Here is a 23757-nt window from a genome sequence, read left to right on the forward strand (position 1 = left end):
ATTTATTGATTATAAAAATGTGTGGGAAAAGCCTCTTTAGGATTCTTACCTAATAAATTGATCATAATTTGCGAACGTAAAAAGCCAAATCCATACATTTCAAATTGGATAAAAGTCGTGATACAAGACAATAAACCGACTTTTAAAGATTTATTTTGAATGGATGAAACAATAAAAATCAGGGCAAAATAAATTCCATATAAAGCTAAAAACTGCCAAATCCCGAAGAAAGAAAGTATTATAGCCAATGTAAAACCTAAAATAAAAATAGTTGGAAACCAAAAGCTCAGTGATTTATATTTTGGGTGGCGTTGGTTTAAAATCGGTCGAGCAATTCCAAAAGATTTAACTTGTCTTCCAAATTTTTTGAGAGAAGTTCTGCGCTTATGATACACATAAGCATTAGGAAACCATCTACTTTTGAATCCTTTCTCCCACAAAGTCATAGTTAAATCTGGATCTTCCCCTACTCTCATCTCACTAAATCCGCCCGTAGCCTGATAGGCCTTTTTAGAGATTCCCATATTAAAACTTCTTGGTTGGAAGTTCTTAACAGCCTTTTTACCTCCTCTAATACCACCGGTCGTGAGAAAAGAAGTCATTGAGAAATTAATTGCCTTTTGTAGTGTATCAAATGATTCATGGGCATTATCTGATCCACCAAAGAAATCAACATAATCCGAAGTTAATTCATTTTTAACTTCCTCAATATAATGCTCGGGAATGATAGTGTCAGAATCTAAGAAAATAAAGTAATTACCTTCTGCTTTAGACATTCCATAATTACGCGTCAATCCTGGACCAGAATTATCTTTATAATAATATTTGATATTCGACTGATCTTTAAAACCATCGACCACAGATTCCAATTTCTCAGGAGAACCATCATCAATAACTAAGACCTCAAAGTCTTTATCAGACTGATTAACAAGACTATTCAACAAATCTGTCAGCTCATCTTGACGTTGATAAACTGCTATAATAATTGAAAGTTGTATTTCCTCTAATTGTTTCAAAATTTATGAAGTAGAACCGTCACCAGCATTGTAGATATCATACCTCAAGAAATTGGTTTCTAATTTTCCGTTGTATAATTTAATCTCTTGCTCTGGACGTAATCCTGTTTCTTTCACAGCTCTATTATCTGCTGTAATAAACCATGCAGTAGTGTGTGGATATCCCTGCTTTAATGTATCTCCAATTTTACGATAGAAATTATCAACTTTAATCTCTAAACGCTCATCATATGGCGGATTAAATACAATCAACAATGGACTTTCTTCTTTTTTAGTTTGGAAGAAATTGACTTGTTTCACCTCGATAAACTCTTTAAGATTAGCATTTTCGATGTTTCTTTCTGCTACTTTAATCATTACATAGTTATTATCATAACCTGTAATGGTACCATAGAAATCATTCATTCGCTCTAATCTAACATCACGAATTTTATCCCATAATTCCTGATCAAAATCCTTCCAGTTTTCGAAAGTAAAATGTTCTCTGTGAACTTGAGCCGGAATATTCATGGCAATCATAGCTGCCTCAATCAAAAATGTTCCAGAACCACACATAGGGTCTAAGAAGTGACCTTTTCCGTCCCAACCTGCCATTTGCAATAGACCAGCAGCCATTACTTCGTTGATAGGTGCCTTACCTCCATCTTGGCGATAGCCTCGCTTAAACAATGGCTCACCCGAACTATCCAATGACAAAGTAATCGTGGTATGCGTAATGTGTAGATTGATAACAATATCCGGATTGTATTTCTCTACGTTGGGTCTTCTACCCTTTCTATCCATAAATCTATCTGCAATCGCATCTTTCACGCGTAATGCAGCGAAATGAGAATGCTTAAAATTAGGAGAGTTTACTGTAGCGTCGATTTTAAAAGTTGCCGTACTACGAATATGATCTTCCCAAGCATAAGCCTTTACTTGCTCATATAGTTCGTCTTCGTTTTTAGCCTTAAAACTAAGAATCGGTTTCATGATTCTAATGGCTGTACGTAGGCTATAGTTGGCTTTGTACATAAAGCCAGTATCACCATAAAACTCAACTAATCTATTTCTAACTTTAACGTCGGCACCGCCCAACTTTTGAATTTCACGGGCTAATATCTCTTCAAAACCATAAAAGGTTTTGGCTTGCATTCTAAAATTTTCCAAATTTTCGGATTTTTTCAAAGATAAGGCTATTCTTGGATTTATTTAAAAGTAGTGTTTCGAAAATCCAAGAAATTAATATAAAACAAAAAATCCCAAAACTTATAGCTTTGGGATTTTCTAACACAAATAGATTTAGACTTTTTAAACTTCTTTAATCCTTGCTCTTTTACCGCGTAGTTTTCTAAAGTAGAAAATTCTAGCTCTTCTAACTTTACCTCTTTTGTTCACCTCAATTTTTTGGATTGATGGCATGTTTAAAGGTAAGATTCTTTCAACACCGATTTCACCACTCATTTTTCTAATCGTGAAAGTTTCGGTTGCACCTGAACCTCTTTTTTGTAAAACTACACCACGGAAAAACTGAACACGTGTTTTACCACCCTCAGAAATCTCTTGGTATACAGTGATTGTATCACCAGCAGCAAATTTTGGTAATTCTTTTTTAGCAACGTATTTATCTTCTACGTACTTAACTAAATTGTCCATTGTCTTATAATTTCAATTTATCAACTCAACAACATACACGATTATCGTCAGAGGTTATTCAATCGGACGGCAAAATTACGAATTATTCTTCATTCTCCAAAGATTTATCTAAAATCTGTTTAGCTTTTAAAAAATATTCTGTTTCTACCTGTAATCTATAGCCTCCCATAGTAGATGGAATCTGCGAATACAGCTGATTTTGATCTAAAACATAAGCTCTAATTCCTTCGCTTTCCAATCTCGCTTTGAAGATTTCTGCTTCAACGGGATTATAAAATGTATGTAATATGGTGAATTTTGACATCGATTAGGAGTGTTTAGTTACAATCTTCTTTTTGGTTTTAATTTTAACTTCAGGATCATAACCTGGAATATTATCTAAAACATATTTGATAGCCTCTAATCTTGCTTTTTTCTTGCTATCAGTTTTAATCTCAATCCAAGGTAGTTCTTCCGTAGAAGTTTCCTTTATCATTTTTTCGATGTATTTAGAATAATCATCCCATTTGTCTTGAGCTTGTTCATCTAATCCACCAATCTTCCATCTTTTCAATGGACTTTCTCTTCTTTTATCTAATCTTTCCTTTTGCTCTTCTTTAGAGATGTCCAAGAAAAATTTAAATAAGATAATCCCATCATTTACCAAACGCTGCTCTAGCGGATTAACTTCTTTCATGAAAAGCTCATACTGCTCCTCCGTACAGAAGCCAAAAACGGGTTCAACCACAGCGCGATTATACCAACTCCTATCAAAGAATGCAATTTCCCCTTCTCTAGGTAAATGTTTGATATATCTCTGGAAATACCATTCTTTCTGCTCTTGCTCTGTAGGTTTAGGTAAAGCAACAATCTTAGCTTTTTTAGGATTGATATTCATTAAGAATCTCTTAATCGTTCCACCCTTACCCGCAGCATCTCTTCCTTCGAATATAATTAAAAGCCTTTTTCCGCTTTCTATAATATGGGACTGCAAACGAACCAATTCTACTTGTAATTCAGCTAACTCTTTCTCGTAAGCAAGTTGTTTCAGGAATTTCTTCTCTTTGATGACTTTATTATCGATCAAAAATTCCATTATCTCCTTTTCACTATGAATTAGTTCTAGATCTTTTAAATTAAATTCTCCCATCGGTAAATCTGTTTATCTCAAAAATAAGGAAAAACAAGCGAATCTCTATGTTTTCACAAGCTAATCCTAACAATTTTATTCTTAAACATTCAAATTATAAAAACTATATCACTTCAAGATAAGTGCTTGAATCATTTTTGAAAGTATAAATCAAAAAAAAATCGCTCCTTTTGAGAGCGATTTTAAATATTGTAAACAAAATGATATTAATTAATAATATCCTCCATTTTCTTTCTTTCTTCAGCTGCTAATTCAGCATCTACCAAAATTCTACCACTGTGCTCATCTGTAATGATTTTCTTGCGTAATGCAATTTCCATTTGACGTTGTGGGGGAATAGTGAAATAAGAACCTGCAGATGCTCCTCTTTCAACTGGAACTACAGCTAAACCATTTTTAACGGCTGCTCTAATTTTAGTGTAAGCTTTTAACAATCTTGGTTCGATGTTTTGAGAAAACTCCTCTGCTTTTTTCAACAAAGTTTTTTCTTCTTTCTCTGTTTCCTTAACGATTTTATCTAATTCAGAGTTCTTGTGCTCAAGGTGCTCTCTATAGTTCGCTAATTTTTCATCAACCTTTGCAATCAATTCTTTTTTCTCCTCGATTTTGAATTTAAACTCTTTGATTCTTTTCTCACTAAGTTCAATTTCAAGCTCTTGGTATTCAATTTCTTTAGCTAAAGCTTCGAATTCACGGTTATTTCTAACGTTATCTTGCTGGCCTGTATATTTTTTAATTAAAGCTTCTGACTGCTTAATTGCTTCTTTGCGAGCCTTGATGTCTTTATCCAATTCTTTTACCTCGTCGGTAATTTTTGCGTGTCTCTTTTCGTATCCTGCTATGTCATCTTCTAAATCCTGCACTTCTAAAGGCAACTCGCCGCGCGTGTTTCTAATTTCATCCAGTCGAGAATCAATTAATTGCAAATCATATAATGCGCGTAATTTATCTTCAACCGTTACGTCACTTTTTTTTGTTTTAGCCATAATTAAATATAGTAGTTTATTGGATTCGTGTTTATACCTGATATAAGGATTGCAAAATTAGGAAATTTTTCTGTAATATAGCTTGTTATATGATTTTTAGTGAATTGTTCTGATTCATAATGTCCAATATCACATAACAATATGTCTTCATCGGCCAAAAAGAAATCATGATATTTCATGTCAGCGGTCACAAATGCATCAGCACCAGCGGCTTTAGCAGCGGCAATCCCAAATGCACCCGAACCTCCTAATACAGCAACTTTTTTAATTTTCTTGCCACTTAAATTAGAATGACGAATGCAGTCTGTTGGTAAATTCGTTTTTACAAGTTTTAAGAAATCATCCTCATTCATAGGATTTTCTAATTCTCCTATCTGTCCCATTCCTTTGGTTTGGTCAGGATTCTTCAAAGCAATTAAATCGTAGGCAACCTCTTCATAAGGATGAGCATCGCGCATAGCCTTAAGTGCAACCCCAATCTGATGACTTTGAACAAGGATTTCTACTTTGGTTTCGGGTTCGGTATGTCTGACATACATTTCGCCTAAAGTTGGATTGGCTGAACCCACTGGCATAAACGTTCCTTCACCTTTAAGACTAAAACTACATTCTGCGTAGTTTCCAATGGTTCCTGCTCCGGTGGCGAAAATCGCATCTTTTACTTTCTTTGCATCCTTGTGTGGCACATAGAAAACTAACTTATGTAAGTTATGATTTTTAGGCATTAAAATTTGATTATTCTTCAAACCTAATTGAGAACAAATTCTTCCATTTACACCATCTAATTGTGCATCTAAATTGGTATGGATAGCATAAATAGCTATATTATTCTGAATCGCTTTAACGACTAAACGCTCTACACGAGAATTACCAGAAAGGCGCTTTAAACCTTTAAAAATCAAAGGATGAAAAGTGATAATAAGGTCAGCTTTTTCATCTATTGCCTCTTCCATCACATCGTCTGTAACATCTAAAGTAACCAAAGCTTTATTAACTTCTGCAGAAGGATCTCCAACAAGCAATCCTACGTTGTCAAAATCTTCTGCATCTGATTTGGGAGCCCAATTTTCTAAGGCGTTTATAATTTGTTTTAATTGCATTAATTAAGAATCTTCAAGTTCAAAAATAAGATAGAAATATACGGATTTAATGTTCAAGTTTAAAATCTTAAAACAAAAAAAATACGGACCTTAAAATTAAGATCCGTACTTGATTTATTAAGTTTTATAATATTACTTTAAAACTTCCATATCAAAATACAAGGTAGCGTTTGGTGGAATAATTCCTCCAGCGCCTTGTGTACCATATCCTAATGTTGGAGGGATGGTTAAGAAAACTTTAGAACCTCTCTCAAACATCGTCAATGCTTGCATCCATCCTTGAATTAATTGGGTTTGCCCAACTGTAATATCTAAAGGTTGTTGTCTGTCGTAAGATGAATCTAAAACTTTACCATTTGCTAAACGTAGAGTATAGTGTACTTGAATATCATCTCCAGCCACTGGTTTTGCACCATCACCTTTTTCTAAGATATTATACTTTAAACCACTATCTACAATCTCTGAATTTTTGCTTAATTCTTGGATTCTATCAGTTTCAGCTTTTAATTTTTCAGCTTCTCTTTTCTTAGCTTCTTCTAATTTAGTTTTGTGATTAGCTTTGGCTGATTTAAAAGATTTTAAAGCATCATATTTTTTGTAATCATCACCTTTTCTAATAATGTCTACGTGCTTGATAGCGATATCAACTTTTGGCTTGTCTTGTGGCCCTTTAGCTACATTAGCAATGCTGTCAATAACTTCTAAACCATCGATTACTTCACCAAAAACTGAATGTTTACCATCTAACCAAGGTGTAGGAACTTCTGTAATGAAAAATTGAGAACCATTTGTGTTTGGTCCTGAGTTAGCCATTGATAAAATACCTTTTTTATCGTGTTTTAAGTTTTCATCAAACTCATCTTCGAATTTATATCCAGGATCTCCCATACCTGTACCCGTTGGGTCTCCACCTTGAATCATAAAATCTTTGATAACTCTGTGAAAGATAATTCCATCGTAAAAAGGAACACCTAATTTCTTAGCTTTATTGTCAATTTTACCTTCTGCTAAACCTACAAAGTTGGCTACAGTCATTGGAGTTTCTTTCTCATGTAATTTGATTAACATGTCACCCTTGGTGGTTTGCATGTGTGCGTATAAACCGTCACCTAATGCTTTGTACTCTTCTTTACTCATATATTTTGGTATTGTACTACAGCTTGTTATGAATAGCATAACAAGTATTATTAATTTGATTGAATTACTTTTCATAGTTGACTATATCTTCTAAATTTATTTCGATAACTAGAGGCTCATCAGTTCCAATGTTTTTTCTATCTCCATCTACGCCATAAGCCAAGGAAGAAGGAACTAATAATTTGGCATATTCGCCTTCACTCATTCTTTTTAAACCATATTCTATCCCTGGAATCATAGAAGTCTGCCCCATTACAATAAGCTGATTTCCAATATCATCATAGGAATAGATGATACTATCTTGCATATTGCTAATTTGATAGTTAAATCTAATGGTATCGAAATCTTTAACGTTTCTAACGTTTACCATTTCAGTTCTGGTCATATAAAAGCCTGCATTTGTAGGAAGGAAATCCTCTTCATGCTTTTGAATATAAATTTGTATATCCTTGTCTTCTAAGTCCTTTAATTGTTTATTAAACTTCTTAGAGTATTCTAGGAAACCGTCATTAGAATAAACGGTAGGATATTGAGGTGGAGCTTTTTTACAACTCACCAAAAAGCTGCTTGCCAAAACAAGACTAAATAGTAGTATTTTCAAGTTTTTCTGCATAATTAGGCAACAAATTTACGAATTCTTTTACGGTATCTTCTATACTTTTATCGGATCTTCCGCCTGAAGCATTTACATGGCCTCCTCCATTAAAATGTTCTCTTGCCACTTCGCTACAGTCGAAATTGCCCTTAGATCTAAAAGAGATTTTAACCATATCTTTTTGTGTATCATCTGCCATAAATACAGAGAAAACAATATCTTCTAATCCCAAACCATAATTAACAAAACCTTCGGTGTCTCCTTTTTGGTAGCCATTTTCTAATAATTCCTCACGGCTCATGGTAAACAATGCTGTTCTGTATTCAGGAAAAACTTGAATATTATCTAAAAATCGACTTAATAATTTAAGTCTAGACTCAGAAAAAGTATCTAGATAATCTAAAATTTTATACGGCTCTGCGCCATGTCTTATTAATTGAGCAGCAGTTTCTAATGTAGAAGGTTTAACAGAAGCGAATTTAAAATTCCCGGTATCGGTAATAATTCCGGTGTACAGACAAGTGGCAATATCAGCATCTACCAAATCTGTCCAATTCATGGCTTCTGCAAAATGCCAAACCATCTCACAGGTTGCAGGCATTTCAGTATTAGAATAGGTGAAATCAAATTCTTGCGGAAATTGATGATGGTCGATAAGAACTTTATAAGCTGAAGAGTTATTGATTAAGTCTTCTAACTGATCTGCTCTAGAAGGTTCATTGAAGTCTAGCATGAATAAAACATCGGCTTGAGCAATACCGATTTCTGCTCCTTTTGGATTGAAATCAGCGTTAAAAATTTTCTTTGCCTCTGGCATCCACTTTAAGAATTTAGGAAAATCATTCGGCGAAATTATTTGAACATCATGACCTAACTTCTTTAATATTTGAGATAAGCCCAAGGTAGAACCAATAGCATCGCCATCGGGGTTTTTATGGGGAATAATCACAACTTTTTTAGGAGATTGTAAGATTCTTTTAAGTTCAAATATTTTATCTGGATTCAACATAAACTAGTTTAGGTATTGCGAAAATAATCAATTTAAGTTGATTTTACTTGCTTTAAAACTAAAGCATTGAGGATTTTAGAAGCTTGCTCGATTTTTCTATCTTTTGTATTCTTATTTATTCAGAAAATAGTTAGAATTTTACCCTTCAATTTAATTCATGAGTTCAAAAAATAAATACTTCATTCTCATTTTGTTAGCCTTGGTTTGGGGTACATCTTTTATATTGATTAAAAAATCGGTAGATGTATTTACACCTTACCAAGTGGGTGCATTGAGAGTGACTATGGCTGGAGCTGTATTAATGTTATTTGGTATTCCAGCGATGAGAAGATTAGACAGGAAAACCATTATGTGGGCAGGTATTGGAGGTTTTTTTGGGAATTTTATACCGATGTATTTATTTCCTATGGCCGAGGTTAGAGTTAGTAGTTCGTTGGCGGGGATATTAAATTCATTGGTTCCGATATTTACTTTATTATTTGCCTTTTTATTATTTAAAACTAAAAGCTCTAAGGTTCAAATCATAGGAGCTATTATTGGATTTTTTGGCGCCAATATTCTCATGTTTTTTGCGGGAGGTCCTGGAGAAGAATCTAGCTTTTGGCATGCGATGTTGATTGTATTAGCTACCATGTCCTATGCACTAAGCGGATTGATTGTAAAAGAAAAACTCAATCATGTTAAATCGATGGATTTAGGTGGAATTGTGTTTACGATTTGGTTTTTCCCTTCTGTTATCATTTTATTTTTCTCTGGATTTTTCGAGTCCTGGACTGGCAGTCGAGAACAATGGGAAGGATTAGGCTATGTAAGTGTGCTTGCGTTTATTGGAACAGCTATGGCCATGATTTTATTTTATAAACTAATACAACAAACCTCGGCTGTATTTGCCTCCACAGTGACTTATCTAATGCCTTTGGTTGCCATTATGTGGGGCGTATTAGCTGGAGAAAGTTTGAATGTATGGTTTATTGTAGGTGGATTGTTAATATTGGCTGGTATCTACTTAATACGAGAGAAACCAAAATTGGATTCATTAGAAATATAAAACTATATGATTGGAAATGCTACTAGTGTTCTAACACAATTTAACGTTAATGATTTTAGTGGATTCCAAAATATTTAATACCTTCATTCATTAAATTTATAAAGCATGTTTCCAGCAGAACTTAGCATATTAGCCTCAGAGTTTATTACACCAGATACCAAAAGATTTATAACTACTAAACCCAAGGGATTTGTTTTTCAACCAGGCCAGGCTTTGTTACTTTCTATTGATTTGCCAGAGTATAGAGACATAGTACGTCCCTATTCTATTACCTCCTTAAATAATGTTGATTATTTAGAATTTATTATTAAATCTTACCCAGACGGAACTTTTACCAAGAAGGTAACCAGTTTAAATGCGGGGGATAAATTTTTGGTTCATGGTGAGGTAAGCGGAATCAAATTTAGAGGACCAGGGATTTTTATAGCCGCAGGTTCTGGTATAACTGGCTTTATTTCGATCATACGTGCTTTGTACGCCTCTAAAAATATGCGAAATGTTGGTTTACTTTATTCTGTACAAACTCCACAAGACGTGATCTTAGGCGCCGAGTTTAAAGAAATATTTGGTAATAACTTTGTGCCAGTGTTTACTAAATACAAGGTTATTGGTTTTAGCGAAGCTAGAATGGATAAGAAATACCTAGTTGACACGATTGGAAGCTTTGATCAGCTATTTTATATCGCAGGGCCAACGAGTTTTGTTCAGGATATTTCTAAATATCTAATTGAGTTGGGAGCTGAGTCCGAGCATATTATTATTTAAGTTAAATCATCTGTAAGTACCATTTGTATTTTATATTTTGATTATATCCAACTTCTCTCTTTCCACTTACATGATGAACTCCTTCAAAATCATCTTACTCAAAACGAAATGTCAAAGAAATTCGATTGTTTATAATTTTACTTGAAACACACTGTAGGACTTGGTGTTGTGCTAAAGCCTGCTATTTCGGGATTTGGTCACAAGGAATATCAAATAAGGCAAGAGGGTTGTCATTCAACAATAATTTAACATCTTTTCTCCTAAAAGATTCGTTCATATATAATTAACTTAGATTCCAAGTTTGCTATTATTAAATTCAAGAAATAGAATTCTGTGGTCTTTAATTTTATTTTTGAAGATTCCTTGTTAAAACTGAATAGCTGTATAGGTATAAAATAAGACTTAAAATAAAGATAGTGTCATGCTAAAATCGGGCGTATTTACTCGATGAAATAAAACACATAGAACAATCCGCAATAAAAATAGCCACCTCAAATGAGGTGGCTATTCTATGTATTATTTATAACTTCTAACTATCCGAAGTCATCGAATCTAACGTTCTCTGGTGGAACTCCGAAATCTTCTGTCATTTTCTCTACAGCTTGATTCATTAATGGTGGTCCACAGAAATAGAACTCAACATCTTCTGGTGTATCATGATACTGTAAGTAGTTATCGATTAAGGCTTGGTGAACGAATCCAACAAAACCATCTCCTTCTGTATCATTGATATCTTTCATCACTTTCCAATTGTCTTCTTCCAATGGCTCTGAAAGTACCATATAGAATTTGAAGTTTGGAAAATCTTTCTCTAATTGTCTAAAGTAGTGGATGTAGAACAATTCAGCTCTAGAACGACCTCCGTACCAATAAGAAACCTTTCTGTTGGTTTTAATGGTGTGGAATAATTGGAATAAATGTGATCTCATTGGTGCCATACCAGCTCCACCACCAACATAAATCATTTCTGAATCAGATTCTTCGTTGATAAAGAACTCACCGAATGGACCAGAGATAATACACTCATCACCTTCTTTTAAATTAAAGATATAAGACGATGCAATACCTGGGTTTACATCCATCCACTTATTATTCTTTCTATCCCATGGTGGCGTAGCAATACGTACGTTCAACATAATTTCACGTCCTTCTGCTGGATATGAAGCCATAGAGTAGGCTCTTTCAACTACTTCATCATTCTTCATCACCAATGGCCATAATCCAAATTTATCCCATTCTGCACGGAACTTATCTGGTTCACCTGGGTGATCTGTAGGGTGAGCAGAAATATCCATATCCTCAAATTTGATTTCACATTTAGGAACCTCAATTTGGATATATCCACCTGCTTTGTAGTTCATATCTTCTGGAATCTCTACAACAAATTCCTTAATAAATGAAGCTACGTTATAGTTTCTAACAACCTTAGCATTAAATTTCTTAATCCCAAAAATTTCTTCTGGAATTCTAATTTTCATGTCTTGCTTTACCTTAACTTGACAAGATAAACGAGCTCCATCTTTCAATTCAGCTCTTGTAAAGTGAGGTGTTTCTGTAGGAAGTGCTTCTCCACCACCTTCGTCTACGTGACATTCACATTGAATACAAGTTCCACCTCCACCACAAGCAGATGGTAAGAAAATGTTTTGGCCACTTAAGGTAGTTAGTAGAGTATCTCCCGATCCTACCGTAAGGGTTTTCTCGTTATTAATCGTAATTTGAACAGGCCCTGAAGGTGCAAGTTTTTGCTTGGTAAATAATAAAATAGATACCAACAAAAGCACCAATACTAAAAATGCAATAACGGCTGCGGTTACAGTTAGTCCAACGGATGCTGCAAGTATTGTCATATTAATTGTTTTTTTCGATTAAGGAAGTTTCAACTTGATTGATCATAGCCGTATTCACTTCTTCGTTATTATTTTCTTGAATTGGATCTACTTGTGTAGTTTCTTCTTTTACCTCTTTTTTCTCACCATCGCTTGTCAACATACCTCCGAAACTCATAAACCCAATCGCCATAAGTCCTGTAATGATGAAGGTAATTCCTAATCCTCTCAATGGAGCTGGTACGTTTGAATATCTAATTTTCTCACGAATAGCTGCAATTGATAAAATCGCTAAGAAGAATCCAAATCCAGATGATGCACCATAATTTAATGCTAAATCAATAGAAGCAATATCTCTAGACTGCATAAATAATGATCCTCCTAAAATCGCACAGTTTACTGCAATCAATGGTAAGAAAATACCTAATGAGTTATATAAAGCTGGTGCGAATTTCTCTACAATGATTTCCACTAGCTGTACCATCGTTGCAATGGTAGCAATAAATAAGATAAACGAAAGGAAGCCAAGGTTGATATCCGCAAACTCAGGACCTAACCACACTAATGCTCCGTCTCTTAATATATACTGATCTAAAAGCCAGTTTAAAGGAACTGTAATTGCCATTACGAAAATTACGGCTGCTCCCAAACCAACTGCTGTTGATACTTTTTTGGATACGGCCAAATATGAACACATTCCAAGGAATGTGGCGAAGACCATATTGTTTATAAAAACAGATTTAAAAAATAATTCTATATGTTCCATAATTCGGTTTTCAGTAGTTTGAATATGGTTGCGAACAACTTTATATTTTTGACTACTTTTTTAAATTTAATTTAATGCAAAACAATGAATGGCTCTAAAAGCCTATTTCACTTATTAAGCTTCTTCTATTAATTCAGGGTTTCTAGAACGTTGAACCCAAATAATGATACCTACGGTGATTAGTGCCATTGGCGCTAACAACATAAATCCATTATTTTCATATCCAAATGCGTATAAACCTGTCTTTGCAATTGGGTCTCCCAAAACTTGGTATCCCAATAAAGTTCCTGATCCTAATAATTCTCTAAAGAATCCAACGATAATTAGGATAACAGCATAACCTGCCGCGTTTCCAATACCATCTAAGAAAGAATCAAATGGACCGTTTGCTAAAGCAAATGCCTCAAAACGTCCCATAATAATACAGTTGGTAATAATAAGTCCAATAAATACAGACAACTGCTTACTCAACTCAAAAGCAAAGGCTTTCAAGACTTGGTCAACAATAATTACCAAAGCAGCAACTACTACTAATTGAACAATAATTCTAATTTTAGAAGGAATGATGTTTCTCATTAAAGAGATAACCACGTTACCAGCTCCCATTACAAACAATACAGAGATTGCCATTACAATAGAAGGCATTAATTGAGCAGTAACCGCCAATGCTGAACAAATACCTAATACCTGAATAGTAATAGGGTTGTTATCCGTTAATGGATCTGTTAATAAAGCTCTATGTTTTTTATTTAAAAATTCCATTTTATTTACTCTCTTTAGATAATTTTAATAAATAAGGTCCGTACATATCTAGTGTAGAGCTAATCATAGCTGCAACACCATCTCCTGTAATTGTAGATCCAGCAATAGCATCAACTGCATGGTCATCTTTTCTTTCGTTTAATGGGTCCATATTTCCTTTGGCAACTTTAATACCTTGGAAATTATTGTTACTGTCCACTAATTTTTCTCCATGGAAATCATCCATAAAGAAACGTTCTTTAATATTAGCACCTAAACCAGGAGTTTCTCCAGCGTGATCAAAAACAACACCTTCAACACTCATATCTTTGTTGATAGCCATATATCCCCAAATGGCATCCCATAGTCCATTTCCTCTCATTGGGATGATGAAATATTCATTACCATCTTTTTCTCCAACAAATAAAGGAAGTCTTCTTTGGTAATCTGGGTTTTTAGATAAATCACCTTCTTTCTTAACATCAATTAAGTAAGCCTCATCATCTTCTGTCATTTCCTCTCCTTGAAATACATATTGCTTCTTGATTAATTCATCAAATTTAGCTTGTACTTCTTCTGTAGGAATAAATGCTACACTACCTGTACCTGAATAAGCGTTTTCATTATTGTTAACACCCATTGCGTACAGAATGTTCTGTTGGGTTTCAAACTTTTCGTTTGTCTTAATTCTATCGCTTAATGTTGCAGCAATAAAAGCTAAAATTGCTCCTACTACAACCACCATAACAATTGCAAAAATTATGGTATAGCTATTCTTATCTGTTCTTTTCTCCTCCATAATTATGCACTCTTAACTTTTAAACGTTTCAATCTCTTGTTCATATTTCCTTGCAACACATAGTAATCAATGGTTGGCGCGAATACGTTCATTAATAAAATTGCTAACATAACACCTTCTGGATACGCTGGATTGAATACGCGAATCATTACCGAAATAAATCCAATAAAGAATCCATACCACCATTGTCCTTTTAAGGTTTGTGCACCGGTTACAGGGTCAGTTGCCATATAAACAATACCAAATGCTAAACCTCCAATTAATAAATGTTGCCAGAACTCTAAGTTCATCAATCCATAGAATGAGTTGGTTGGTGTAATCCATCCCATATTAGTTACTCCATTAAAGATAAGTCCCATAACTAAAGCTCCTACTACTGCCGAAAGCATAATTCTCCAACTTGCTACTTTAGTAAATATTAAGAATAGACCCATAACTAAAATGATGATAGTTGATGTTTCTCCTACAGAACCTGGAATGAATCCCATAAATTGTTCCCAAACTGAGTAAGTAACTTGATGTCCTTGAGCTAATTCACCTAAAACAGTTTCACCTGAAATGGCGTCTAATTGAGCTCCATTAGCAATTTCGTTATTTCTTTCTACTGCTCCGGTTACCCACACTTTATCTCCTGACATCCAAGTTGGATATGAGAAGAATAAGAAGGCTCTAATCGTTAAAGCTGGGTTTAAGATGTTCATACCTGTACCACCAAATACCTCTTTACCGATTACAACACCAAAGGCAACTGCTACAGCTAACATCCATAATGGAATATCAACTGGTACAATTAAAGGAACTAACATACCAGTTACTAAGTAACCTTCCTCTACTTCGTGTCCTTTAATAGCAGCGAAAATAAATTCGATTCCTAATCCAATACCATAAGAAATTAATACTAATGGTAATACCTTAACTAATCCTAAAGAAAAGTTATCTAAGTTCCAGAAAGATGTGTCAAAGAAACTTGTTACTCTTTCTATTTCTCCTAAAGCTAAATAATGTTGGTAACCTGTATTGAACATTCCAAAGATTAAACATGGAACCAAAGCCATGATAACCGTGTTCATTACCCTTTTTAGGTCGGTAGCATCGTGTACATGCGCACCACTATTACCTGCTACATGATCTGGAGCATACAAGAAAGTATGAAAGGCATTAAACACTGGTGAGAACTTAGTGCCTTTATATTTCTCTCTTAAATTATGTAATTGTTTTTTCAAAACTAATTTTTTTAATTATTAACCAACTTCACGAATCATTTCGTCTAAACCTTCACGAATAATTTTCTGATGCGGAAGTTTAGAAACACAAATAAATTCAGTTACCGCAAAATCTTCTGGAGCTACTTCGTAAATTCCTAATTTCTCCATCTCATCGATGTCTTTGTATAAACAAGACTTCATTAAGGCAACTGGATAAATATCTAATGGGAATACCTCTTCGTAGATTCCATTCAATACAAATGCTCTTTCCTCACCATTATTATTGGTCGTAAGATTGTATTTTTTGTTCGGCGTTAAGAATGAGAACATCATCGCTCTCAAAACACTAAATTTATTAGGTTGTGGTTTGTTCCAACCGAAGAAATCATAATCGTCTCCCTCTTCTAATACCGTGATTTGATTGGTATAGAAACCTAAGTAATCATCCATAGAAGATTTAGTACCCGAAAGTGGATGTCCTTCTATGATTCTATTGTTGTCTCCCTTAATTTCTACGCTACTTATGATATCCGAAATCTTAGCTCCGATACTGGTTTTAAGATAACCTGGATTACCAACTTGTGCTCCGTTCACAGCAATCAATCTCTCTGGATTGAAAACTCCTGTGCTTAGGAATTCACCAATAGTAACAAGATCTTCTGGCATTACAACCCAAATTAATTCTCCTTTGTTTAAAGGATCAACTTGTGCAATGTGCGTACTCACATTCCCAACAGGGTGTGGTCCTTTTGCATTGTGTAATGTAATTCCATTAAGTCCTCTAAAGACAGAATCCTTATTGTCGGCTGCTAAAGTAACGTGTACTTCACCTGGAGTTAATTTCTTCAATGCATCGATTCCTGCCTGCAAAAAGTTCTCTTTACCTTTAACCAACATATCAACTTCAGCCGCGATAGGACCAGAATTGTATGCTGAGATAAAAATTGCTTTTGGCGTTGTATCAGGATTAGCTACCACATCATATGGACGTTGCTTGATGAATGGCCAACAACCAGCTTTACAAAGCAATTGTTTAAACTCTTCATCAGAAGCATTGCTCCAACCCGATACATCATGCTCTACACGGCTATGCTGTGAATCTGATTCAATGACAATTGCTAAAATCTTTCTTTTATCGCCTCGTCTGACTTCTTTTACGGTTCCACTCACGGGTGATGGGATTAGGATTCTCTCATCACGTTTAGCATGGTAAACTGCTTCACCTGCTTTAACGTAATCTCCTTCTCTCTTAATCAATCGTGGTATAACTCCGTGTAAATCATCTGGTACAAGGCCATACTCTGTTGAAGTTTTGGCATCTGTTATAACTTGCTCGGCAGCACCGACTAGTTTAACATCTAAGCCTTTACGAATTCGTATGTCTTTGGACATGATAAATAGGGACTTTTATTAATTGCGCAAAATTAAGAACTATGTGTACAATCTACAAGTATTTTGAACTTTATTATTAAAAGCCATTTAATTAATTGCAATAAATATAACATAACTCCTAGATACTAAGCTTTCTTATTTCTTTGTCAGTCTACCCTTAGCTTTAATGAATTAAATTTCACAATAAGAAGTAAAAATATAAAGTCGCCTTTTGAGTTGATATATTTAATTTAAGTTTTAAAAATGAATAATTATTCCATATTAATATGGCTTCAAATAACATTACACCACAAATACTCCTTCATAAATAAATACTAAGTTTATCGTCAAATCACTTTCATTCAATATATTTGGCATTGATTGTGAACTTTCAATCTTATAAACGCTTGCAAAATGTCTAGATTTCTATTAATATTTTTTATGATTCCTCTCCTTTCTATTGGACAAGAAAACATAAAAACCATACAATTATTTAACCCGCAATCTAATGATCACACCCCTGTGATTAGCATGAACGAATACCTCATCTTTTCCTTTGATGATTTAGAGGCTAATTATAAAAGGTATGAATACCAAATTGTACGTTACGATAGATTTTGGAATGAGTCAGACATCTTTCAATCAGAATATTTAGATGGGTATCAAAAGAACTACATTAGAGATTATAGAAACTCCTTTAATACGCGAGTTCCTTATGTTCACTACGAAGTTCAAATTCCTAATCGTGATTTTAATTTTAAACTTTCTGGAAATTATGCTATTCAACTTCTTGCGCCTAACTCGTCTCGTGTAATTTTAGAAAAGAGATTCTCGGTATATGAGGATTTAGTGGCTGTTGGTGTTAACGTAGATAGAATTAACAATTTAGCAAATAAAAATCAACAAGTTGCAGTTCAAGTAGCTTCTATGAATCAATTTGATTTAACCCAAAATCAACAAGAATCCATGCTCGTTATTCTTAAAAATAATAATTGGCAACAAAGCTTAACTTTAGATCAACCTGTTTTTGCTCAACCATTCCAGTTTTCTTATAATCAACTAGATAATGTTTTCGCAGGTGGCGTTGAATACCAATGGTTTGACACCAAAAACATTGAAATCGCAAGTTTAACTACCGAAAGAATCATTAGAGATGATACCTACAAAACTGTTTTATATCCAAATGAATTTAATTTAGATGAAACCTATGTAGATCGACCTGATGTAAATGGGAATTTCTATGTTAGAAGTTCGTCTATTCCGGATCCAAACCGAGCAGCTAGCGAGGCAGATTATACAGAAGTTTATTTCGCATTAGCTAACTACGAACCAGAGGAAAACGAAGAGATTTGCGTTTATGGAGCATTTACCAATTTTGAATGCACTCCTGAGTCTACATTAACTTATGTTCCTGAAACTCAACTCTGGGAAACAAATATGCTTTTAAAACAAGGATATTATAATTATAGTTTTGCGGTTAAAGATAAGTATACTGATAAAGTAGATTATAGTAAAATCACAGGCTCTTATTGGCAAACAGAAAATGAGTACAGTGCACTGATGTACTATCGTCCTTGGGGAAAAAGATATGACTTATTGATTGGTTATGGCGAGGGATATTCTCGTCCGAGTCAACGATAAAATTTAAATTACATTGAACAAAATAAAAGGCAGAATAAATAAAAGTTTATTCTGCCTTTTTTAATAATTCTTACCAAAATAAGAAAAGATCTTTTATCCTCCTTTTTCTTCGTCTTTCATTGGAATCTTACGCATTAGCTTAGAGGTTTGAGCTGGTTCTGCTCCTCCCACATTATCTACCATAGTTCCCTTGGTACCATCATTTGCTTCTATAGCATATAAAATCATATTATCACCTGGATTACTCATTCCTTCATAACGCAAGTGCATGATGATTAATAAATCTTCTGGTTTGTAGGATTTTTTATTAGACAGTCCAACAATCTCACCATCTCTAGTGTCAAATTGCTCGGTATAACCTGATTTCATCATAGCATTTTGAGCTTCTGATAAAGACGAATACTTTCTTAAATCTTCTATTTTCATATAATTATTTTTGGTCTAAGCATCAAAAACTATACCTCGTGAAGACAGAAAAATTTCTACCAGGTTCATTAATCGGAACATTTCCAAAATCTGCTTGATTCACATAAGAGAAATTCTGATGATTATGATAAGCTTTATCAAACATGTTCTGCACAGCTCCACCTATCGATAAACCTTTTATAGACATATAAGTCATCTCAAAATCCCAGATACCATAGCCTGGTGTTTCGGTTTCCCCAAAAGATGTAGCTAAATTCTTTTGAGTGCTCAAAGCTCTGAACTTTAAATTAGCTCCAAAATCATCTCGCTCATACATTAAGTTAAACTTCGCTGTAAATGGAGGCAATAAAGGTAAAGACTCATCGAAATCTTTATTTTTAGCGTAAACATATGCTAAGCTAGTCCCAAAACTCCATCTAGGGTTAAATTGAGTGTCTACAAATAACTCAAATCCAGTTTTATAAGCTTCTTCTACATTAATATAGGTCTTCACATCTGGCGCCGTCATGGTAGCCAAGCTAGGGTCTATAATTGCACTAATATAATTTTCTATCATGGAGTAATAAACAGAAGCACCATAATTAAACTTAACTTGAGAGTTCTCGTTTAATCTTGCTTTATTTTTAAACCCAAGCTCAACTTGACGGTTTATCTCTGGTTTTAAATTAGGATTTCCAACATAATTATATCGATCCTGTCCTACCGTAAAGTAATTAATATATCGTTCGGTCATATTGGCTGAGCGAACGCCCTGTCCTATAGCGAGTTCATAAATCATTTTCTTATTCGGAGAAAACTTAAGCCCGATATGACCACTAAAGTTTGTATCATGATAGGTATCCAATTCGCCATAAATTTGCTTGAAGTTTTCCGCAACTAATTCCGGTTTTGATTCAATAAAGTCTAACCTTAAACCTGCCTTAAGAACCAAGGGTTTCTTTAATTGATAGTTAGCTTCAACGAATAATCCTAAATCATTCACATAGGCGTCTTGCCAAACATCAGTTTCCATCGTACTCGGATTGGCAATAGGATTTCCTTGCATATCGAGTTTCTTGATCATGTATTTAGTTCCAGCACGCTCAACATTAAACATATCCGCACCTAAATACAATTTTAAATTTTCGTTGGGCACGTATTGAGCTTCTAATTTCCCACCATAAGTTGTCGCCTCTACCTCAGAAACGGCAGACATTTTATTGAAACTTGGTCTTAGGCTATTACTCATAACATGATCCACAAAAGAATAATAAACCTTAAAAGCAACTTGTTTAATTTTACCCTCTAAATGATCTGCATAGTAATCGAAAGAAAAAATAGAACTATCGTCACTATCTGTATCCATAGGCAATCCGGCATGTAAAACGTCACGACCAAAAGATTGTCTCCAATTGGCCATAAAATGATGTTTTATACTCGGACTAAAACCCGCTCCAAGAGAATAATCTGTACTCCTGAAAGCCGACGGAACTTCTACCCCATTTCCATCTTTATAATTACCAAAATCACGATAACCAAGATTACCTTTAACATGAAACTTGTTTGCTACATATTTTAATCCCGCTGAAGTTAAATAGGTATTTCCATTGGATTCATAACCCGCTTTTAAATCTCCGGAAATCCCCAAATCACCCAAGCCTGGCTTATTGGTAACCATATTAATTACACCGCCAAAATTGGCTCCATACCTTACCGAATAAGGACCTTTTATAATTTCAATTTTATCTATATCCTCAGGTAAAACATGGGTCGTCACAGGATCCATACGATTCGGACATGCATGCATAGCCTTAACACCACCATCATATTGAATATTAAGCTCTTCGTATTGCGATGCTCTAAATGAAGGATCTATAGCATAATTTCCACGTTTTATAAAACTCATACCATCTACATCTTGAAACAAGTCAGCCACATTCTTTGGCTGAACCGCCTTTTTGTCTTGGTTGTTTACCTCAATAGTAAAAGTTGGATCTGTAAAAAAATCACCTTTAATGATAATATCACTTAGATGTATTTTATCCGAGGCTAAGAATTCTATCGAATCTTGATCATTAATAATTTCCTCCTTTATTTCTTGACCAAAGCTTAGCATGGGCAAGCAGGCTAACATGAGCCATTTATATTTATTTTTCATTTGATTGTATATTAAATGCATTCCAGTGAATATTTTCTCTGGAATTAAAAAAGTTGAATGCTAAAAAAACAGTATCTAAATCAGGTTTAAAAATGCCGAAACACTCGTGTACGAATCATTGATTTCAGTAATTCAATACACTTGATTTGAAAATAACAGAAAGCTCAGTTAAGCTATAGGAGGGTGAAAAATAAAATCAGAAAAACTGAATTGATATAGGTTATGTGGTTCATCAGTGGGTTGATTCGAAAAACTAAAGGTTTGTTTATGTTCCAATAAGTTGGGAACTACAACCACATATAACCAAATATTCTCGTGTAGATTTTTATTTAAATAAAATGCATGTGAATCCGTATGCTCATCATCTATTTCCTGCAACAAATGACATTTACCATTACATTCCAATTCGGGATTATCTATGTTTTCGCAATACATTTCTGTAAATGATTCATTAAACACTGCATAATGAAAAAACGTAACCGATAACCTCAACGAATAAAACGTGATGGTAAACAAAAGGGATAATATACTTACGAATAACCTCAATTGCATAAGCCAAAATTACATAGAGCACGATTTATTGCTTATGACCTAAGTCACATTGCCCATATGATTTAAAATAGGTTTTAAACTCAGCTACAAAGCGAATAAAAACAGCTAAAGTGTTTATTATATTGAAACTAAGACTAAAATTTAACTTTCCTTTATATAATTGAAGAGCCCATTAATTTATTAATCGCCAATAAAATCGTAAATTTGAACCACTTAATTTAAAAATATTCAAAATATGCCCAAAGGAATTTTCAATGTACCCTACGCAGTGAACGAGCCTATCAACAGTTATGCTGCTGGTACGCCAGAAAGAGCTGAGTTACAAAAAGTATATGATGAAATGTGGAACAGCACTGCTGATGTTCCATTATATATAGGTTCTGAACAAGTTAGAACAAACAAAAAAAATGATATTCGTCCTCCTCACGACCACAGACATGTTGTGGGTCATTTCTATGATGGAGATGCATCTCATGTAAGAAAAGCCATTGATACAGCTTTAGCAGCGAGAGAAAAATGGGCTAACTTACCTTGGGAGCAAAGAGCTTCTATTTTCTTAAAAATGGCAGATCTAATTGCTGGTCCATATAGAGCTAAAATGAATGCAGCTACAATGATCGGTCAAGGTAAAAATGCATTTCAAGCGGAAATCGATTCTGCATGTGAAATCGTTGATTTCTTAAGATTCAATGTTCAGTACATGACTGAAATCTATGCAGAGCAACCAATTTCTGACGACGGAATTTGGAACCGTGTAGAATACAGACCATTAGAAGGATTCTTATACGCAGTTACACCATTCAACTTTACCGCTATTGCTGGTAACTTACCAACTTGTATGGCTATGATGGGTAACGTAGTAGTTTGGAAACCAAGTGACAAACAAATGCTAAGTGCTGGTGTTTTAATGGAAGTTTTCAAAGAAGCTGGTGTTCCTGATGGAGTTATCAACATGGTACAAGGAGATCCTGCTGAAATTACAGATATCTGTTTTGATCACGAAGAATTTGCTGGAATCCACTTTACTGGTTCTACAGGTGTTTTCAACCACTTCTGGAAAGAAATTGGAGCTAGAGTAAATAAATACAAATCTTACCCAACTATTGTTGGTGAAACAGGTGGTAAAGACTTTGTTTGGGCACACAAATCAGCTAATCCAAAAGCAGTTGCTACAGCATTAGTTAGAGGTGCTTTCGAATATCAAGGTCAAAAATGTTCTGCAGCTTCTCGTGCTTATATTCCACAAAGTTTATGGGAGGATGTTAAGAATTACATGGAAGCAGATTTAAAAGAAATTAAAATGGGAAGTCCTAGAGATTTCACCAATTTCGTAAATGCTGTGATTAGTAAAGATTCTTTCGATAAGATTAAAGGATTTATTAGCAGAGCTAAAGAAAGTAATGACGCTGAAGTTGTTTTAGGAGGAAATGCTGATGATAGCAAAGGTTACTTTATCGAGCCAACAGTTATCTTAGCTAAAACTCCTGATTACGAATCAATTCGTGAAGAAATCTTCGGGCCAGTCCTTACTGTTTTTGTTTACGAAGATGAGAAATGGGAAGAAACTTTAGATTTAGTAAATAATACTTCTATCTACGCATTAACAGGTGCTATCTTCTCACAAGATAGATATGTTGCAGATTTTGCATCTAAAAAATTAGTTGATGCTGCGGGTAACTTCTACGTAAACGACAAACCAACTGGTGCTGTTGTTGGTCAACAACCGTTTGGTGGTGCAAGAAAATCTGGAACTAACGATAAAGCAGGTTCTGCACAGAATTTATTACGTTGGGTTTCCCCAAGATTAATTAAAGAAACATTTGTATCTCCTACAGACTACAAATATCCTTTCTTGGAAGCTGACGAATAA

Annotated in this window: 23 protein-coding genes; 4 read left to right on the top strand and 19 right to left on the bottom strand. The window is 34.4% G+C overall.

Annotated features, from left to right (window positions below; translation table 11 throughout):
• Positions 1–2: 2 nt before the first annotated feature.
• From NLM59_RS02375 to NLM59_RS02420, 10 genes are all read right to left on the bottom strand, one after another.
• Positions 3–1016: a glycosyltransferase gene (locus tag NLM59_RS02375; protein ID WP_304416141.1), complete on the bottom strand. Its 1014-nt coding sequence runs from the start codon at positions 1014–1016 to the stop codon at positions 3–5.
• A 3-nt stretch (positions 1017–1019) separates the two neighbouring features.
• The gene (locus NLM59_RS02380; protein ID WP_304416516.1) at positions 1020–2150 is read right to left on the bottom strand and encodes a THUMP domain-containing class I SAM-dependent RNA methyltransferase; all 1131 of its coding nucleotides are present in this window, start codon (positions 2148–2150) and stop codon (positions 1020–1022) included.
• Positions 2151–2306: 156 nt separating this feature from the next.
• The gene (gene rplS, locus NLM59_RS02385; RefSeq protein ID WP_304416142.1) at positions 2307–2651 is read right to left on the bottom strand and encodes a 50S ribosomal protein L19; all 345 of its coding nucleotides are present in this window, start codon (positions 2649–2651) and stop codon (positions 2307–2309) included.
• Between the two features lie 82 nt (positions 2652–2733).
• Positions 2734–2955, bottom strand: a complete 222-nt coding sequence (locus NLM59_RS02390) for a putative signal transducing protein (protein ID WP_304416143.1) — start codon at positions 2953–2955, stop codon at positions 2734–2736.
• Between the two features lie 3 nt (positions 2956–2958).
• On the bottom strand, positions 2959–3726 hold the full coding sequence (gene ppk2, locus NLM59_RS02395; RefSeq protein ID WP_304416144.1) for a polyphosphate kinase 2: 768 nt from the start codon (positions 3724–3726) through the stop codon (positions 2959–2961).
• A 260-nt stretch (positions 3727–3986) separates the two neighbouring features.
• Positions 3987–4766, bottom strand: a complete 780-nt coding sequence (locus tag NLM59_RS02400) for a zinc ribbon domain-containing protein (RefSeq protein WP_304416145.1) — start codon at positions 4764–4766, stop codon at positions 3987–3989.
• A gap of 2 nt (positions 4767–4768) precedes the next feature.
• On the bottom strand, positions 4769–5866 hold the full coding sequence (locus NLM59_RS02405) for a Nif3-like dinuclear metal center hexameric protein (protein ID WP_304416146.1): 1098 nt from the start codon (positions 5864–5866) through the stop codon (positions 4769–4771).
• A gap of 132 nt (positions 5867–5998) precedes the next feature.
• Positions 5999–7003, bottom strand: a complete 1005-nt coding sequence (locus NLM59_RS02410) for a peptidylprolyl isomerase (RefSeq protein WP_304416147.1) — start codon at positions 7001–7003, stop codon at positions 5999–6001.
• A 64-nt stretch (positions 7004–7067) separates the two neighbouring features.
• Positions 7068–7604: an FKBP-type peptidyl-prolyl cis-trans isomerase gene (locus NLM59_RS02415; protein WP_304416148.1), complete on the bottom strand. Its 537-nt coding sequence runs from the start codon at positions 7602–7604 to the stop codon at positions 7068–7070.
• Complete coding sequence (locus NLM59_RS02420; RefSeq protein ID WP_304416149.1) at positions 7585–8607, bottom strand: DHH family phosphoesterase; 1023 nt, start codon at positions 8605–8607, stop codon at positions 7585–7587. The genes NLM59_RS02415 and NLM59_RS02420 overlap by 20 nt, the downstream gene beginning before the upstream one ends.
• 157 nt (positions 8608–8764) lie before the next feature.
• Between NLM59_RS02420 and NLM59_RS02425 the strand changes: the two genes are divergently transcribed.
• Together NLM59_RS02425 and NLM59_RS02430 are read left to right on the top strand one after the other, a co-directional pair.
• Positions 8765–9655 (top strand): DMT family transporter, encoded by an 891-nt coding sequence (locus NLM59_RS02425; RefSeq protein WP_304416150.1) that lies wholly within the window; start codon positions 8765–8767, stop codon positions 9653–9655.
• A 105-nt stretch (positions 9656–9760) separates the two neighbouring features.
• On the top strand, positions 9761–10420 hold the full coding sequence (locus NLM59_RS02430) for an FAD-binding oxidoreductase (protein ID WP_304416151.1): 660 nt from the start codon (positions 9761–9763) through the stop codon (positions 10418–10420).
• A 533-nt stretch (positions 10421–10953) separates the two neighbouring features.
• Here NLM59_RS02430 and nqrF read toward each other — a convergent pair.
• From nqrF to NLM59_RS02460, 6 genes are all read right to left on the bottom strand, one after another.
• Entirely contained in the window at positions 10954–12270 is a 1317-nt protein-coding gene (gene nqrF / locus NLM59_RS02435) for an NADH:ubiquinone reductase (Na(+)-transporting) subunit F (protein ID WP_304416152.1), read from the bottom strand.
• 1 nt (position 12271) lies between these two features.
• Positions 12272–13018, bottom strand: a complete 747-nt coding sequence (nqrE, locus tag NLM59_RS02440) for an NADH:ubiquinone reductase (Na(+)-transporting) subunit E (RefSeq protein WP_304416517.1) — start codon at positions 13016–13018, stop codon at positions 12272–12274.
• 111 nt (positions 13019–13129) lie between these two features.
• Positions 13130–13777 carry an NADH:ubiquinone reductase (Na(+)-transporting) subunit D gene (locus tag NLM59_RS02445; RefSeq protein ID WP_304416153.1) on the bottom strand — a complete coding sequence of 216 codons (648 nt, stop codon included), beginning with the start codon at positions 13775–13777 and terminating at the stop codon, positions 13130–13132.
• 1 nt (position 13778) lies between these two features.
• A complete protein-coding gene (locus NLM59_RS02450; protein WP_304416154.1) occupies positions 13779–14555 on the bottom strand; it encodes a Na(+)-translocating NADH-quinone reductase subunit C in 777 nt (258 codons plus the stop codon).
• A gap of 2 nt (positions 14556–14557) precedes the next feature.
• Positions 14558–15778, bottom strand: coding sequence for an NADH:ubiquinone reductase (Na(+)-transporting) subunit B (locus tag NLM59_RS02455; protein ID WP_304416155.1), 1221 nt, complete (start codon positions 15776–15778; stop codon positions 14558–14560).
• Between the two features lie 18 nt (positions 15779–15796).
• Positions 15797–17152, bottom strand: a complete 1356-nt coding sequence (locus tag NLM59_RS02460; protein WP_304416156.1) for a Na(+)-translocating NADH-quinone reductase subunit A — start codon at positions 17150–17152, stop codon at positions 15797–15799.
• A 420-nt stretch (positions 17153–17572) separates the two neighbouring features.
• On the opposite strand from NLM59_RS02460, the gene NLM59_RS02465 reads away from it, so the two are divergent.
• Positions 17573–18772, top strand: a complete 1200-nt coding sequence (locus tag NLM59_RS02465) for a type IX secretion system plug protein (protein ID WP_304416157.1) — start codon at positions 17573–17575, stop codon at positions 18770–18772.
• A 93-nt stretch (positions 18773–18865) separates the two neighbouring features.
• Here NLM59_RS02465 and NLM59_RS02470 read toward each other — a convergent pair whose 3' ends face one another.
• The 3 genes from NLM59_RS02470 to NLM59_RS02480 form a co-directional block, all read right to left on the bottom strand.
• Positions 18866–19198 carry a phosphoribosylpyrophosphate synthetase gene (locus tag NLM59_RS02470; RefSeq protein ID WP_304416158.1) on the bottom strand — a complete coding sequence of 111 codons (333 nt, stop codon included), beginning with the start codon at positions 19196–19198 and terminating at the stop codon, positions 18866–18868.
• A 22-nt stretch (positions 19199–19220) separates the two neighbouring features.
• On the bottom strand, positions 19221–21356 hold the full coding sequence (locus NLM59_RS02475) for a TonB-dependent receptor domain-containing protein (RefSeq protein WP_304416159.1): 2136 nt from the start codon (positions 21354–21356) through the stop codon (positions 19221–19223).
• A gap of 147 nt (positions 21357–21503) precedes the next feature.
• Positions 21504–21887 (bottom strand): hypothetical protein, encoded by a 384-nt coding sequence (locus NLM59_RS02480; protein WP_304416160.1) that lies wholly within the window; start codon positions 21885–21887, stop codon positions 21504–21506.
• A 235-nt stretch (positions 21888–22122) separates the two neighbouring features.
• Between NLM59_RS02480 and pruA the strand changes: the two genes are divergently transcribed.
• A complete protein-coding gene (gene pruA / locus NLM59_RS02485) occupies positions 22123–23757 on the top strand; it encodes an L-glutamate gamma-semialdehyde dehydrogenase (protein ID WP_304416161.1) in 1635 nt (544 codons plus the stop codon).

The sequence above is a fragment of the Profundicola chukchiensis genome (genome assembly GCF_029664245.1).
Lineage (GTDB): Bacteria > Bacteroidota > Bacteroidia > Flavobacteriales > Weeksellaceae > Profundicola > Profundicola chukchiensis.

Bases quoted from the DNA above. Each gene is read 5' to 3' on its own strand.
- NLM59_RS02380 (WP_304416516.1), bottom strand. From the start codon at position 2,150: ATGCAAGCCAAAACCTTTTATGGTTTTGAAGAGATATTAGCCCGTGAA.
- rplS (WP_304416142.1), bottom strand. From the start codon at position 2,651: ATGGACAATTTAGTTAAGTACGTAGAAGATAAATACGTTGCTAAAAAA.
- NLM59_RS02390 (WP_304416143.1), bottom strand. From the start codon at position 2,955: ATGTCAAAATTCACCATATTACATACATTTTATAATCCCGTTGAAGCA.
- ppk2 (WP_304416144.1), bottom strand. From the start codon at position 3,726: ATGGAATTTTTGATCGATAATAAAGTCATCAAAGAGAAGAAATTCCTG.
- NLM59_RS02400 (WP_304416145.1), bottom strand. From the start codon at position 4,766: ATGGCTAAAACAAAAAAAAGTGACGTAACGGTTGAAGATAAATTACGC.
- NLM59_RS02405 (WP_304416146.1), bottom strand. From the start codon at position 5,866: ATGCAATTAAAACAAATTATAAACGCCTTAGAAAATTGGGCTCCCAAA.
- NLM59_RS02410 (WP_304416147.1), bottom strand. From the start codon at position 7,003: ATGAGTAAAGAAGAGTACAAAGCATTAGGTGACGGTTTATACGCACAC.
- NLM59_RS02420 (WP_304416149.1), bottom strand. From the start codon at position 8,607: ATGTTGAATCCAGATAAAATATTTGAACTTAAAAGAATCTTACAATCT.
- NLM59_RS02425 (WP_304416150.1), top strand. From the start codon at position 8,765: ATGAGTTCAAAAAATAAATACTTCATTCTCATTTTGTTAGCCTTGGTT.
- NLM59_RS02430 (WP_304416151.1), top strand. From the start codon at position 9,761: ATGTTTCCAGCAGAACTTAGCATATTAGCCTCAGAGTTTATTACACCA.
- nqrF (WP_304416152.1), bottom strand. From the start codon at position 12,270: ATGACAATACTTGCAGCATCCGTTGGACTAACTGTAACCGCAGCCGTT.
- NLM59_RS02445 (WP_304416153.1), bottom strand. From the start codon at position 13,777: ATGGAATTTTTAAATAAAAAACATAGAGCTTTATTAACAGATCCATTA.
- NLM59_RS02450 (WP_304416154.1), bottom strand. From the start codon at position 14,555: ATGGAGGAGAAAAGAACAGATAAGAATAGCTATACCATAATTTTTGCA.
- NLM59_RS02460 (WP_304416156.1), bottom strand. From the start codon at position 17,152: ATGTCCAAAGACATACGAATTCGTAAAGGCTTAGATGTTAAACTAGTC.
- NLM59_RS02465 (WP_304416157.1), top strand. From the start codon at position 17,573: ATGATTCCTCTCCTTTCTATTGGACAAGAAAACATAAAAACCATACAA.
- NLM59_RS02470 (WP_304416158.1), bottom strand. From the start codon at position 19,198: ATGAAAATAGAAGATTTAAGAAAGTATTCGTCTTTATCAGAAGCTCAA.
- NLM59_RS02475 (WP_304416159.1), bottom strand. From the start codon at position 21,356: ATGCATTTAATATACAATCAAATGAAAAATAAATATAAATGGCTCATG.
- NLM59_RS02480 (WP_304416160.1), bottom strand. From the start codon at position 21,887: ATGCAATTGAGGTTATTCGTAAGTATATTATCCCTTTTGTTTACCATC.
- pruA (WP_304416161.1), top strand. From the start codon at position 22,123: ATGCCCAAAGGAATTTTCAATGTACCCTACGCAGTGAACGAGCCTATC.